The 12,782-nt window shown below is 58.1% G+C and carries 13 protein-coding genes; 4 read left to right on the top strand and 9 right to left on the bottom strand.

The genetic code is table 11. From position 1 onward, the window contains the following. Positions 1-73 precede the first annotated feature (73 nt). From tyrS to hisI, 8 genes are all read right to left on the bottom strand, one after another. A complete protein-coding gene (tyrS, locus tag QZ383_RS03970) occupies positions 74-1,270 on the bottom strand; it encodes a tyrosine--tRNA ligase (protein ID WP_291443229.1) in 1,197 nt (398 codons plus the stop codon). A 128-nt stretch (positions 1,271-1,398) separates the two neighbouring features. After that, the gene (locus QZ383_RS03965) at positions 1,399-1,647 is read right to left on the bottom strand and encodes a hypothetical protein (protein WP_291443227.1); all 249 of its coding nucleotides are present in this window, start codon (positions 1,645-1,647) and stop codon (positions 1,399-1,401) included. Between the two features lie 156 nt (positions 1,648-1,803). Further along, positions 1,804-2,673, bottom strand: a complete 870-nt coding sequence (locus QZ383_RS03960) for a hypothetical protein (protein ID WP_291443225.1) — start codon at positions 2,671-2,673, stop codon at positions 1,804-1,806. 349 nt (positions 2,674-3,022) lie between these two features. Further along, positions 3,023-3,754, bottom strand: a complete 732-nt coding sequence (locus QZ383_RS03955) for a hypothetical protein (protein WP_215646690.1) — start codon at positions 3,752-3,754, stop codon at positions 3,023-3,025. A gap of 2 nt (positions 3,755-3,756) precedes the next feature. Further along, complete coding sequence (locus tag QZ383_RS03950; RefSeq protein WP_291443222.1) at positions 3,757-5,019, bottom strand: sulfite exporter TauE/SafE family protein; 1,263 nt, start codon at positions 5,017-5,019, stop codon at positions 3,757-3,759. A 380-nt stretch (positions 5,020-5,399) separates the two neighbouring features. Next, positions 5,400-6,173, bottom strand: coding sequence for a YkgJ family cysteine cluster protein (locus QZ383_RS03945; RefSeq protein WP_291443220.1), 774 nt, complete (start codon positions 6,171-6,173; stop codon positions 5,400-5,402). Positions 6,174-6,313: 140 nt separating this feature from the next. Further along, positions 6,314-7,207 carry an ATP phosphoribosyltransferase gene (gene hisG / locus QZ383_RS03940; protein ID WP_192112222.1) on the bottom strand — a complete coding sequence of 298 codons (894 nt, stop codon included), beginning with the start codon at positions 7,205-7,207 and terminating at the stop codon, positions 6,314-6,316. A 12-nt stretch (positions 7,208-7,219) separates the two neighbouring features. After that, entirely contained in the window at positions 7,220-7,636 is a 417-nt protein-coding gene (hisI, locus tag QZ383_RS03935) for a phosphoribosyl-AMP cyclohydrolase (protein WP_291443217.1), read from the bottom strand. Positions 7,637-7,891: 255 nt separating this feature from the next. Between hisI and QZ383_RS03930 the strand changes: the two genes are divergently transcribed. Genes QZ383_RS03930 through QZ383_RS03915 form a run of 4 tightly spaced genes read left to right on the top strand, consistent with a single transcriptional unit; the run spans position 7,892 to position 12,011 of the window. After that, positions 7,892-9,634 carry a DEAD/DEAH box helicase gene (locus tag QZ383_RS03930; protein ID WP_291443215.1) on the top strand — a complete coding sequence of 581 codons (1,743 nt, stop codon included), beginning with the start codon at positions 7,892-7,894 and terminating at the stop codon, positions 9,632-9,634. 42 nt (positions 9,635-9,676) lie between these two features. After that, complete coding sequence (locus QZ383_RS03925; protein WP_291443213.1) at positions 9,677-10,174, top strand: hypothetical protein; 498 nt, start codon at positions 9,677-9,679, stop codon at positions 10,172-10,174. Positions 10,175-10,215: 41 nt separating this feature from the next. Then, positions 10,216-11,142 carry a bifunctional riboflavin kinase/FAD synthetase gene (locus QZ383_RS03920; RefSeq protein WP_291443211.1) on the top strand — a complete coding sequence of 309 codons (927 nt, stop codon included), beginning with the start codon at positions 10,216-10,218 and terminating at the stop codon, positions 11,140-11,142. A gap of 26 nt (positions 11,143-11,168) precedes the next feature. Continuing rightward, positions 11,169-12,011, top strand: a complete 843-nt coding sequence (locus QZ383_RS03915; RefSeq protein ID WP_291443209.1) for a histidinol-phosphatase — start codon at positions 11,169-11,171, stop codon at positions 12,009-12,011. A 102-nt stretch (positions 12,012-12,113) separates the two neighbouring features. Here the strand turns inward: QZ383_RS03915 and QZ383_RS03910 are convergent, their stop codons facing one another. Next, positions 12,114-12,731 carry a nitroreductase family protein gene (locus QZ383_RS03910; protein ID WP_291443207.1) on the bottom strand — a complete coding sequence of 206 codons (618 nt, stop codon included), beginning with the start codon at positions 12,729-12,731 and terminating at the stop codon, positions 12,114-12,116. Positions 12,732-12,782 lie beyond the last annotated feature (51 nt).

Genomic DNA, 12,782 nt, shown 5'->3' with positions numbered 1-12,782 from the left:
AGAATGCCCTTGCGCGGCAGGTCTGCACCTGCTGCACAAGGGCATTTCTTCAAGTGTTCAGGCTGATTGCGCCTTAGCGCACCTTCAGCTTGAGAAAGCGTTTTTTGCCGAGCTTGACCACATATTCCCCGGCTGCAAGCGGGGTGATGGCGTCTTCGCAGCGTTCTCCGTCAATGGAGAGTGCGCCTTCTTTCATCAGGCGTTTGGCTTCGCCCCGGCTCTTAACAAGGCCCGAGGCCTCAAGAAACACGGGGGGCGTGCTGTCTTCGCCGCAGGCGCACTGGTGCTCGGGCATGTCGTCCGGCACGCCGCCGCCAGCAAAAACAGCATTAAAGCCCTGCTTTGCTTCATCGGCATCTTTTTCACTGTGGTAGCGGGCCACCATCTCGTGGGCAAGATTTTCCTTGGCGGCCTTGGGGTGCAGCTCGCCGTTGGCCACGGAAGCCTTGAGGGCTGCAATGTCTTCAAGGCTTTTGGCCGAGAGCAGCTCATAGTAACGCCACATAAGCTCATCAGAGATGGCCATGACCTTGCCGAAAATCTGGGAAGGGGCTTCGTCAATACCAATGTAGTTACCGTAAGATTTTGACATCTTGCGCACGCCATCGGTGCCTTCGAGCAGGGGCAGGGTCAGGATGCACTGGCTTTCTATGCCGTAGTGCGCCTGGAGGGTGCGGCCTACCAGCAGGTTGAACTTCTGATCAGTGCCGCCCATTTCCACATCGCTCTTGAGGGCGACAGAGTCATAACCCTGACACAACGGATACAGAAATTCGTGGATGGATATGGGGCGCTGCTCGCGGAAACGTTTTTCAAAATCATCGCGTTCCATCATGCGGGCAACGGTGTAGCTGGAAGCCAGCTTGATAAAGCCCGTGGCGTCCATCTTGCCAAGCCATGCCGAGTTGAAGGCAACTTCAGTTTTCTGCGGATCGAGAATCTTGAAAACCTGTTTTTTGTAGGTTTCCGCGTTGGCAAGAACCTGTTCCTCTGTGAGGGGGGGGCGGGTTTCCGAGCGACCGGAAGGGTCGCCTATACGGCCCGTAAAGTCGCCAATAAGAAAGATGACATGGTGCCCCAGTTCCTGAAAATGGCGCATCTTGTGCATAACGACCGTATGCCCGAGGTGCAGGTCAGGAGCGGTGGGGTCAAAGCCCACCTTGATGCGCAGCGGCTTGCCGCGCGCAATCTTTTTGCGCAGTTCATTTTCGTCAATCAGCTCGGCCATGCCGCGCTTGATGGTGGCCATTTGGCGGTCAATATCCGTCATCACCCTTACCTCTGTGCTGGCTTCGGTAAAAAACGCCGGACTAAAAAGGAATATGCGCCGACGTAGACGGAAAGTGATACCCCCAAGGCGGCGATAGTGTCAAACCATGCCGCAGAGAATCAGCCAGCCTACAGGCTCAGCAGCGAGGCAACGCGACTGGCGCTCAGACCGCTGTGAACGGAAAGCGCGTCCATGGGGTTTTGCGAGATCATGCTCATGGTGTCGTCAAGCACGCCGTCCACCTCGTCATCCGCCAGCAAATTGGTGGAGCTCAGGCTGACAACGTCGTGAGAAGGCATGCTGGCAGCGGTGCTCTCATCTTTTTCCATGGCAGGGAAGGCAAAGGCCGGAGTGGGGTTGAGTCCGGAAATTTTCATGGCGGTATCCTTTATGTTGATGACCTGCATGGGTCAAATTTTCCGCATGGAGGCACTACTGCCATAAAGGATGCAATTTTGGGGCCATAAACCCAGGATTGGGAGGAACCGCAGGGGGGGCCGTGGTAAAAGCAGGGACGATACGAGTACTTGCGTCTAGGCGGAGTCTTGCTGATCCTTTGACGCATCGGCATATTGGGTGAGGCACTGACGCAAACGGGGGGAGCCGCCCTTGACGTTGAGCCAGCGCAGCCGGGCACGGTGGGCGCTCCAGTCCAGTTCTTCCTGAAAGCGCAGGCGCACGGCAACGCCCTGTGCGTCAGGGGCCTTGCCAAAACCAGCCCGCTTGGCAAGAAAAACGTAGGGAGGCACAGTAACAGGCATTACGCTGGGCTGGAGAAAAAACAGATAGGTTGCGTCGGAGGTGAAGGAAGGCATCGCCAGTTCTTCCGGCATGCAGACGCATGCTCCGCCTTCTGAAACATCCAGAATGCGGGTGGCTGGCGGGGCCACCTGGCTATACGCCCCAAGCATGATGCGCAAGTCGTTGGTGGTATCGGGGCGCTCCGGCGCGAGCAGCACGCTCGACATGCGGCTGTATTCAGTGCGCCAGGGTATCCGTTTGCTGCTGCGCAACTGCCGTACAGTCACATTGCGTGAAAAGCGCAGGCTCAAATACAGCATTTCGCCGCTGGGCCCGACAGCTGTTTCGAGAATTTGCGCGGTACCGTAAACGCCAAGACGCGCCGTTGTATCCTGCGCAATATGCCGCTTGACGCTGAAGTAAAATTTGCCCTGGTTTACCACCGCCTTGTGGTTCTGGGCCTGCATGGTCATGGAACGCACAACAAGCTGGGCCTCCCGGCCGTTGACCTCGCGTACTAAACCCTCCACAGATATGCAGGCAGTTTCGCCGCACCAGATAAGGCAGCATTCAAGGTGTACATTGGCCCCGGTGTTTTGTGCATCGGCCAGTGCCTCATGGCAGCTTGAGTTCCAGAGGCAGAATGAAGCGTCTGAATTCATGGGACAGCCTTGAAGGAGTTGGTAAAGCTGTGTAAATATATCAATATTGTTATTATGTCAATGTGTTAGTGGTATTTACTTGTATAATATACAGTCCGATTGTGCCTAAGCTGTTACTTGTAACAGACTTTTTGTGAAAGGTATCAGATTGTATATGTTGTGTTTGGTGGGAGCGCGGTCAAGCCGCGACCTGCTCCAGATTGCTGGTCGCGTTGATGCTATCAACGCTCAGAAGGCCGTCTTCCATTGGAAGACGGCCTTCTTCAATATCCAACCAGGCAAAGCCGGCATATCCCCATTTTTTAGCAGACGCGAGCTATGGGGATGTGTGCGTCTCCGGATTTATGCCTTAGCCTTCTTTTTTGACTTTTGACTTGGTCATGGCAAGGCCAATGCCTTCGAACAGTTCGAAGATGGCAAAGCCGTACCACAGGGTGTAAAGCACGTAGAAAACCAGCATGCCAACCATCAACATAACGTGCTCGGACACCTTGGCGGCGGTCACGCTGTAGAAGTTGTTGCCCGGTTCAATGGCACGGCGCAGCACATGATCCACCACCTGCGACTCGGCAATCAGGCGCTGCTTCTGCAGTTCCTTGATGCTGGGCGAAAGCAGATACCACCATGCGGAGGCCACTTTAAGGGCATTCTCCCCACCGTATTTCTGCGAAACCTTGTCTGCATCGTTGTGATACAGGGCATCGGAATCGTCAGTGGCGGAGGCGAGGATCTTGCCAAGGTCGCCGGTAAAGGTAACTTTGCCGTCAGTTGCGCTCACGTCCGTGGCGCCTGCAGTTTGCAGGGCCATGGCGGCAACGGGGGCAAGGGCGGCCTTCTTGAGCTTGACGGTAACGGTCACTACCTTTCCGTCAACCTTTTTCAGGTTTTCGCGAACGCCGGGGATAAAGTAGGACGAACCCTTGGAGAGCTCGTTGAAAACGTTATCGGCGTATTCAAGGCCGGTAACGTGCTTGCCGTTTTCGTCACGCAAGATGGGCATGAGCAGGGCGGCAAACAGAACCAGAAACGAAATGAGCATCAAGCTGCCCCGGAAGAAAGGGGCTTTGGCATGAATAAGCATGATCAGGCCTCCCCTCTAAGCTTGCCGAGGTTGAAGAAGAACTTGCTGAACACCCAGATGCCGAAGAAGGCAACAACAACCCAGAAAACCACGTTGCCCACATCTTCAATGATGCCAACCACGCTGGGCGACCAGTTCAGCACTTCAAGCTCAACGAGCTTCTTGGGCAGGGTGGCCGCACGGTTGATGAAACCGGCAATGATGGAGATGGCGTAAAAACCGCGAATGTGGATGCCCTTGACCACCTTGGTGGTCAGAGCGCCCACCTGGATGCCCAGCAGCGAACCAAGCAGCATGCCCACAGCCAGCGTGTAGAACACGTAGCCGTAAATGGCGTACTGGCCGATGGAGGCAAAACCAGCGGTAAAGATGATCTGCAGAATGTCGGTGCCAACGGTGGTCATGGACGACACGCCGAAGATGTACACGAACATGGGGAAGGTGACGAAACCGCCGCCCACGCCCATGATGGCGGCCAGCATGCCCACGATAACGCCGCCCGCGGCAACGATCCAGCCGGAGATCCGGCGGCCGCCAGGAATGAGGTCTTCGTCAAAGGTGATCATGGGCGGCACGGCCAGAGCCTGAAGCTTCAGGGCCACGCCTGTCATACCGGCGCTGCCGCCGTGCGCGTCCTGATTCGCCGCGGCGCCGCCGCGGGAGCTTTTCAAAAAGTCAAACAGGGCATAGAAACCAAGAAAGCCCAGCAGCACGGCGTAAATGGTGCTGATGAACAGTTCGGAAAGCAGCGGGTCAGCGTTGTACAACCCTTTGTTGATCGCGCCGCCAATGACTGTTCCCGCGCCGGAGCCTACAAGAAAGGCGATGGCCAGCTTGGTGGAAACGTTGCCCAGTTTTTTGTGCACCGTGGTGCCCATGATGGCTTTGGCGAAAATGTGGAACAGGTCAGTGCCCACCGCCAAAATACCTTTCACGCCCGCCGCCATAAGGGCGGGGGTAATGATGAAGCCGCCGCCAGCACCGATACACCCGGTGATCAGACCGGCTGCAAGGCCCACGGCGATGGAAGCCAAAAAGATGGTGTTGGTGTAAAAAGCCGGGGCATAGGCGGTTTTGCCGCCCAGCATTTCGTGATACTCATAGGCTTCGGCCAGGCAGCCCGCCAGAATGGGAACTGCAAGTGCCAACAAGATGAGCAGCTTTTTCCTGCTTTTGAGAATGGAAGTGGAGACTTCCAAATCCCATTTGGCGTAAGCCTGGGAGCTGCTCAGCAGAAACTCATACACCTGTCTGCCAAAACTCATACTCTCCTCCAATACGATTGTTCCGGCCAATGGCCGAGGTCGTGGCCCCAATACAAACAAACCGTCTAAGGCAATGCCGTGCGTCGCGTCACACACAGCTGGGTTCTGTCAGTAGATATGCTTGAATTCTTTGGTTTTTTATCAATCTCCAGCTCAAAATATCCTGTACCCAGTCACTCTGACATATTAGCCGGAATTTGTAAAAGAAATTTATCACGAGCAAGGCTGCTCGGTCTGCAATCTTCCTAGAAATAGTCCCGGTATTCGCCAGTTTTTCGCTATGCTGGAATGCTCAATAACCTCGGCAAGATATGAAAAAGCGCTCCCTCGCATTGCTGTGGGGGGCGCTTTTTCGCCATGATTGTGAAATTCAAAACAATCTATTTTCTGGTCAGGCCCTGGCTCTGGCCAAAGATGACAAGTTCCATCCAGTCCAGCCCGAAATCAAGCGCGGCTTCATCGCCCTGCTGGCTGTCTTCCATGATGGCGGCCTTGCGCTGGTCGCTTATGTCCACATGCGAGAATATACGCATATTTGTGATAAGCTCACGGAACTTGTCGATCTGAAACAGACACAACACTATCATAGTTACCAGTCGGGGTTCAAGTGGTTGACCCGTTGCCCGTACCATGGCCATGAGGCGCATATAGCGGTCGTTGGAAGTGTTGAAGGGCTTCAGCTCTTCATTTTCCAGCCACTGATGGGGGGTGCGCACGGTGCCTTTGTCAAAGCCAAGGCAGTGCGGCTCGCGCACCACAAAAAAGCGTTCTGAAACGCCATCCGCCGCCATTTTTGTGCCGCGCCCCAGGGGGTAGTAGCGGCACGCCCCGGGCCTGTCTTCGTACACGGAGCAGCCCGCAGGGGTCACAAAGGGGCACGGTTCGTCCGGCCCGTCGAGCATGCGCAGCATGGGCAGGGGAAAGCCCGTGTCGGGAAAGGAACGCATGGTGGTGAAGGTGCCAAGAAATTCTTCGCTGCCAATGCCCAGATTGCGGCGCAGGCGCAGCACGTCATACGGGGTGAGGGGCAGGGTCAGCTCAGCGCAGCAACGGTTGAAACAGGGAACATCGGGGTTGCAGTCAAAACAGAATGTTTCGTCAGGTTTCAGTTCGGGCAGGCTGTCGAGAAGTTCACGGCTGGCATCAGAGGACATGGGCGCTCCTGGTTGCGTGCCCGTGGCGCGGCGGCGCGGGGCGGGGAAACAATTAATGCCCGCCGCGCGGGCAGAAAGCGGCCCGCTTGCGCAGGCCGCCTTGCCGTTATTTGTGTTGCCGCCCTTGCGAACGGCTAATGCTAAATGACCTTGTTCAGGGCGTATTCAATGATGCCCTCCGCACCAGCAAGGCGCAGGCGGGGAATCAGATCACGCACCACATCAATCTGCACCACGGATTCCACTGAGAGCCAGTGGGTGTCGCGCAGGGGCGAAACCGTGGGCGAATTGAGCGAGGGCAGCATTTCAAGGATGGCGGCCAGATTATCAGCAGGGGCGTTCATCTTGAGGGCCACCAGATTTTCCGCCTTGAGCGCGCCCTGGAGCAGTAGATCGAGCTGTTCGATTTTGGCGCGCTTGGCGGGGTCTTCCCAGGCTTTTTTATTGGCAATGAGCACAGGGTAGGAAACCATGACCTCGTCAATAATGCGCAGGCCGTGAGCGCGGATGGTGGTGCCGGTTTCGGTCACTTCCACAATGCCGTCAGCCAGACCTTCCACTACCTTGGCTTCGGTGGCGCCCCAAGAGTAGAATACGTCAACCTTGACGCCTTCGCGGTCAAAATAGCGCTGCGTCAGGCCTTGCAGTTCGGTGGCGATGCGCTTGCCCGCGAGGTCGGCGGCCTTCTGGTAGGGCGAATCGCCCGCCACGGCCAGCACCCAGCGGCAGGGGCGGTTGGATGTCTTGGAATATACAAGGTCGGACACGCGTACCACTTTGTCTTCGTGGTTGCGCTCGGTCAGCCAGTCGAGGCCGGTGATGCCCACGTCCAGCACGCCAGCTTCAATGTATTCGCCGATTTCCTGCACGCGGCAGAGCGATGCGGTGATCTGCGGGTCGTTGATGTCGGGAAAATAGTTGCGCGTATGTTTGCGGATTTTCCAGCCCGCGCGTTCAAAAAGGTTGATGGTGGCTTCTTCCAGCGAGCCCTTGGGCACGCCAAGCTTGATGATGGGCATGGTATCCGCGCTCATGACAGTTTCCTTCTATCGACCGTAGACTTTTTTGGGGTCAAAAATCTGCGGGGAGCATTCCCGCACCGAACCTTGCTTCAATTCCCTGTAAAAGCAGGAGCGCCGTCCTGTATGACAGGCGGCCCCGCCGATCTGCTCAATAAGCAGCAGTATGGTGTCATTGTCACAATCAAGCCGCAGGGAACGCACTTTTTGTACATTGCCCGAGGTGCCGCCCTTGTGCCAAAGCTCCTTGCGGCTGCGGCTCCAGTAATGGGCCTCGCCGGTTTCAAGGGTTTTGCGCCATGCGTCTTCATTCATATAGGCCAGCATGAGCACCTCGCCGCTGTCGCAATCCTGGGCGATGGCGGGCAAAAGCCCCTTGCTGAAGTCGGGCTGAAACCCGGGGTTGCCTTCCAGAGCCGCGCTGCCGTCAGGGGTAGCGGACATGGGGCCTCCTTTGTTGTGTCGGTTGGCAGGGCTGTGCGCGCTTGCGTTGTGCCGACAAAATGCGGTGTCTAATAGTGCGGTTTGTTCCGCGCAAACAGTTAAATCTACCTGCAAGAGCCGCAGGACGCAAGCGCGGCGTTCCTGAGGCAGCATGGTCCACCGCAAAAGGCGCAACTTGCGAATCTATGCCGGGTGTGGCATGCTGGCACGTTAGCAAAACTCTTAGTTATGGCGGGTGTGCCGCCGGGAAAATACATGGCCGATTACGATTCCACTGTGAATGATTGTGCGGATTCCGCTTCTGACGCCGCGCTGCAAGGCATTTCCGTCAGCGAACCCGATGACGCCCTGCCCAGGGTGACTCTTGACGAATTGCCCGAAACCGTGAGTGCGGCCTGCCGCCGGGCCGGCTGGCAAAGCCTTATGCCCGTGCAGTCGCTGGCCCTGCCCTATCTGCTGGCCGGGCGCGACATCATGGTGCAGTCCCGCACTGGCAGCGGCAAGACTGGCTGCTACCTCTTGCCCATGCTTCCCCATATTTCTGCCGACCTCAAGGCCCCGCAGGCACTGGTGTTGGCCCCAACGCGCGAGCTCGCCGTTCAGGTTGAGCGCGAGGCCGCTGTAATTTTTGCAGAAACAGGCATCCGCACTGCCGCTGTTTATGGCGGCGTGGGCTATAAAAAGCAGATGGATGCCCTGCGCGATGGCGCGCAGGTTATTGTGGGCACGCCCGGTCGCGTGCTTGACCATTTGCTGCGCCGCACCATGGAGCTGCGCGATCTGCGCGTTCTGGTTTTTGACGAGGCCGACCGCATGCTTTCCATCGGGTTTTATCCCGACATGAAGGAAATCCAGAGCTATCTGCCGCAAAAGCGCATCCATACATGCCTGTTCTCCGCCACGTATCCGCCCCATGTGCTCAAGCTGGCGCGCGAATTCATGGCGGAACCGGCCATGCTTTCCCTCTCGCAAAAAGAAGTGCACGTGGCCGAAGTGCAGCACCTCTTTTGCGAGGTGAAGCCCATGGATAAAGACCGCGCGCTCGTGCGCCTGCTGGAAACGGAAAATCCCGCCTCCGCCATTATTTTTTGCAATACCAAGTCCAACGTTCATTATGTGACGGGCGTTTTGCAGGGGTTTGGCTACAGCGCCGACGAGCTTTCTGCGGATCTTTCACAGTCGCGTCGCGAGGCCGTGCTTGAAAAGATCCGCGAGGGCAAGCTGCAATATCTTGTGGCTACAGATGTTGCGGCCCGGGGCATTGACATTGCGCAGCTCTCGCACGTTTTTCTTTATGAACCGCCGGAAGATCACGAGAGCTACATCCATCGCGCAGGTCGCACAGGCCGTGCGGGTGCCGCCGGTACGGTCATTTCGCTGGTGGACGTGATGCAGCGCATGGAGCTTGACCGTATCGCCAAGCACTACAAGATAGGCATAATGCCCCTGCCTCTGCCTTCTGACGAAGACGTGGCGCGGGTGGCCGGGGCCAGACTGACCGCCATTCTTGAAGGGCGGTTCCGCAATCTGACTGGGCTTGAACGCATGCGCGTTGGGCGTTATGCCCAGCTTGCGCGCGATCTGGCCACGCAGAGCGATGAAGAAGACAACGTGCTGCTTCTGGCCATGCTGCTGGATGCCTGCCATCAGGAAAGCCTGCGCGAAACACGCTTTCCCGATGGGCGGCCTCGCGCCGCCGAGGGGCAGCAGCGTCAGTCGCGTCAGGCAAAGCCGGGCCGTTCACGCGGTGGTCGGCCAAAGCCATCCGGTGGTCGCAGCGCGGACGCAGAGGAAGCCAGCCCCGCTGCCTCTGAAGGGCAGGGCGGATCAGCCCCGGATTCCGGTTCTGATTCCGGCGCTGGCGAGGGCAATTCTTCGCATTCCGGCAAACGCCGTCGCCGTTCCTCGCGACGTCGTGGCGGCAATGCAACCGAGGGTACTGCAGGGCAATCTGCCGACGGGCAGGGCCAGGGTTCGTCCCGCGAGGGCGGAGACTAGGCATTTGGGGATTTTACGAGCAAACAGTTAAGTGTGACAGCCATGCAGAACAGTGACGATCTCACCACGCAGGAGGCATCGACAGACGGTGCCCCGTCTGAAGCCGCGCGAGCGGCTTTGGAGAATTTCAAGGCATTGCTGGCCGATGCCGACTTTACCCTTGAGCTTGAACTGCTGGGCATCAAGCGCATGCAGTTCATGCGTCGCCGCCAGATGCAGTCGGAACTCATGGGGCTTTACATGGCCCTGTGGCGACTGGCACTGGCGCGGTCTTTTCCTGTTGATGCTCAGCGCATGTTTGAGCTTTTTCAGCAGGAATACGTGCGGGCGCACAAGGACAAGCACAGCAGCCATATTGTGCAGCGGGCCAATGAATACTGGGCCATGCTTGAGCCACGGGGCGACGGCGACTTCAGCGAAGTTGCCCGGCACCTGTGCTCCTTTTCCACGCTGGATCCCGGCCAGGCCAAGAGCATCAACCTCAAACTGGTGCTGCATATCCGCAAGATCTACAAACTCGTTTTCGACCGGCTCATCTAGCCGCCGGGCGTGCGCTATCTGTTTGGGAATCGGCATATCTAATGAAAATCGTCCATTCAGTTGACGCGCTGGGCACCCTCGCGGGTGCGGCCGTCACCATCGGTAATTTCGACGGCGTCCACCTTGGGCATCAGGCTCTTATCCGCCGCACACTTGAGGTTGCTGCGCAGGAAGGCCTGACCCCGGTGGTCATGACCTTCTGGCCGCATCCCCGCCAGGTGCTCTTTCCCGAGCGCGGGCACATGCCCCTCACCACGCGTGAAGACAGGTTCGCCCTGCTTGAAGCCCTGGGCGTTCCCTTTGTGCTTGAGCTGCCCTTTACGCGTGAACTGGCCTCGCTGGATGCCGGAACATTCGTGCAGACCATTCTTGAACCCATGCATCTGCGCCGACTTGTGGTGGGCTACGATTTTACGCTGGGCCGCAACCGTGGTGGGCAGGTCACCGTGCTGCGCGAGCTTGGCGCACTGACCGGCTTTACCGTGGAGCAGCTTGAACCCGTGCTGGTAGAAGGTACGGTTGTCAGCTCCACGTCTCTGCGCGGGCTCATAGGCCAGGGGGATGTGGCGAGGGCCGCGCGTCTGCTTGGGCGATTCCACGGTTTCAGCGGCGAAGTTGTGCACGGCGATGGGCGCGGGGCTGGCCTGGGCTTTCCCACCGCCAACCAGCGCAAGCCCGAAGTGGTGCTTCCTGTGGAAGGCGTGTACGCCACCCGCGCCACCCTGGAGGGTCACGCATGGCCCGCAGTGACCTGTGTGGGCCGCAAACCCACCTTTGGCGACAACGAGCTTGGTGTTGAAACTTTTTTGCTGGAAGACGGCAAAAATCTTTATGGTCAGATGATGCGCCTGGAGTTTGTGGGCCGTGTGCGTGGTGAAGAACGCTTTGCCTCGGTGGACGCGCTCAAACAGCGCATTGCCCAGGATGTGAAGGACGCCCACTCCCTGCTTGCACAGGCTGCTTTTTAGGAGGGCCAGGGGCGGCTGGAGAAACCATGATCTGCGCCGACATTCATAACCATACCGTTGCTTCGCACGGCCTAGCCACAGTGGGCGAAATGTTTGCTGCCGCACAGGCGCGCAAGCTGGTCTGGTATGGTTTTTCAGAGCATTCCCCCCTGCCGCCCGGTTATTCCTGCCCCTTGTACAAGGGCGACCTCGCCGTGACCTTCCCTGCCTATGCCGACGAAGTGCTGGCTTTGCGAGAGCAGACATCCAGTAAAAAATCTGGCGCGCAGGCCCAACCGCGCGTACTGCTGGGCATGGAGCTTGACTGGCTGCCGGTCAACACCCCCTGGATGTGCGATATGGTCAGCCGCTATGCCTTTGACTACATCATCGGCGGGCTGCATTTTGTGGACGATGTGCCTGTAGGCTCTCCCCGCAGTTGGGGGCCGGAAGTGGAGCGCCAAGAGCGTTTTGCGCGCTACGATGCCTATTATGAGGCCATGCGGGGGCTGGCTGCCAGCGGCATGGTGGATGTGGTGGCCCACCCGGATTTCATCAAGGTGTGCTGCTTTGATGATTTTCAGGCATGGCTGGCTTTGCCGGACAGCACAGATCGCATAGCCGCCGTGCTTGAGGCCATGCGCACCACTGATACTGCCATGGAAGTTTCTTCGGCTGGCTTGCGCAAGCCCTTCCAAGAACCCTACCCCGGCCCGGCCATCATGCGCTTGGCGGCGGATATGGGCCTGCGCATCAGCTTTGGTTCTGACGCGCACAATGTGGAAGATACTGGCTCGCATTTTAAGGAACTGGCGGCCTATGCCGCATCCTTTGGTTTTACGCGCTGCCGCATCTGCGTGGGCCGGGAGAGCAGGGAACTGCCGTTCTAGCTCTAGTGGCCTTCTTTTGCTCACATCTCCACGTGCGCAAGATATAAAGAATCCCCGTTCTTCACTGAAGAACGGGGATTCGCTTTTGCGTATGATAAAGCCTTACTTCAGCAGGCCCACCGTCTGGATGATAAAGACCTTCCAGCCTTCAGGCAGGGGAAGCTTGCCGTCCAGCGCGTGCAGGCCTGAAACATGTACGAAGTTGCCCAGCCCTGCGGAGGCACAGAACAGCCCGGCATTCTGATACAGGGAGCCCACATGCGCCCCGCCCCATTCGTTGCCCTGCGGTATGGCGTAGAGCAGGGTGAGCGAGCCGCCGCCCATCTGGGCGCGCCAGTCGCCATCCAGCACCTTGACGAGCGCGTGGGCGGGTTCATAGAGCCACACGCCGCTTTCAAGGGCCACGTACAGACGCACATCCTGCCGGTTCATGGCCGTGGGGGCGGTTCTGCGGCCGCCGTCGCGGTTGACGCCCCAGGTGGCCCACAAGAGGTCGCTCAACCGTTGGGGCGAAAGGGCCGCCCCGCTGAAGCCCGTTTTGACGGAGCGCCGCTGGGCCAGAGCCTGCATCAGGGGCATGCCGCCGGTTTTATCGGGAGCGGGCAGCTCCATGCGGGCGGTGCTGTCCGCAGCGTTCACAGTGGTGGGCGCGGTGGGGATAAGGGCAAGAGCCGCCAATGAAAGCAATAGGGAAAGTGAGTGTCTGACGGTACGGATCATGGGGTTCTCCGTGTGGTGGTTGGGTTTGTACCAGTAGCGGTTCGCTATGAA

It is taken from the genome of Desulfovibrio sp., from assembly GCF_019422935.1.
Lineage (GTDB): Bacteria > Desulfobacterota > Desulfovibrionia > Desulfovibrionales > Desulfovibrionaceae > Desulfovibrio.
This window is presented reverse-complemented; position numbering and strand designations above follow the sequence as displayed.

Coding starts and splice junctions, on each gene's coding strand:
- tyrS (WP_291443229.1), bottom strand. CDS start 1,270: ATGACGGATATTGACCGCCAAATGGCCACCATCAAGCGCGGCATGGCC.
- QZ383_RS03965 (WP_291443227.1), bottom strand. CDS start 1,647: ATGAAAATTTCCGGACTCAACCCCACTCCGGCCTTTGCCTTCCCTGCC.
- QZ383_RS03960 (WP_291443225.1), bottom strand. CDS start 2,673: ATGAATTCAGACGCTTCATTCTGCCTCTGGAACTCAAGCTGCCATGAG.
- QZ383_RS03955 (WP_215646690.1), bottom strand. CDS start 3,754: ATGCTTATTCATGCCAAAGCCCCTTTCTTCCGGGGCAGCTTGATGCTC.
- QZ383_RS03950 (WP_291443222.1), bottom strand. CDS start 5,019: ATGAGTTTTGGCAGACAGGTGTATGAGTTTCTGCTGAGCAGCTCCCAG.
- QZ383_RS03945 (WP_291443220.1), bottom strand. CDS start 6,173: ATGTCCTCTGATGCCAGCCGTGAACTTCTCGACAGCCTGCCCGAACTG.
- hisG (WP_192112222.1), bottom strand. CDS start 7,207: ATGAGCGCGGATACCATGCCCATCATCAAGCTTGGCGTGCCCAAGGGC.
- hisI (WP_291443217.1), bottom strand. CDS start 7,636: ATGTCCGCTACCCCTGACGGCAGCGCGGCTCTGGAAGGCAACCCCGGG.
- QZ383_RS03930 (WP_291443215.1), top strand. CDS start 7,892: ATGGCCGATTACGATTCCACTGTGAATGATTGTGCGGATTCCGCTTCT.
- QZ383_RS03925 (WP_291443213.1), top strand. CDS start 9,677: ATGCAGAACAGTGACGATCTCACCACGCAGGAGGCATCGACAGACGGT.
- QZ383_RS03920 (WP_291443211.1), top strand. CDS start 10,216: ATGAAAATCGTCCATTCAGTTGACGCGCTGGGCACCCTCGCGGGTGCG.
- QZ383_RS03915 (WP_291443209.1), top strand. CDS start 11,169: ATGATCTGCGCCGACATTCATAACCATACCGTTGCTTCGCACGGCCTA.
- QZ383_RS03910 (WP_291443207.1), bottom strand. CDS start 12,731: ATGATCCGTACCGTCAGACACTCACTTTCCCTATTGCTTTCATTGGCG.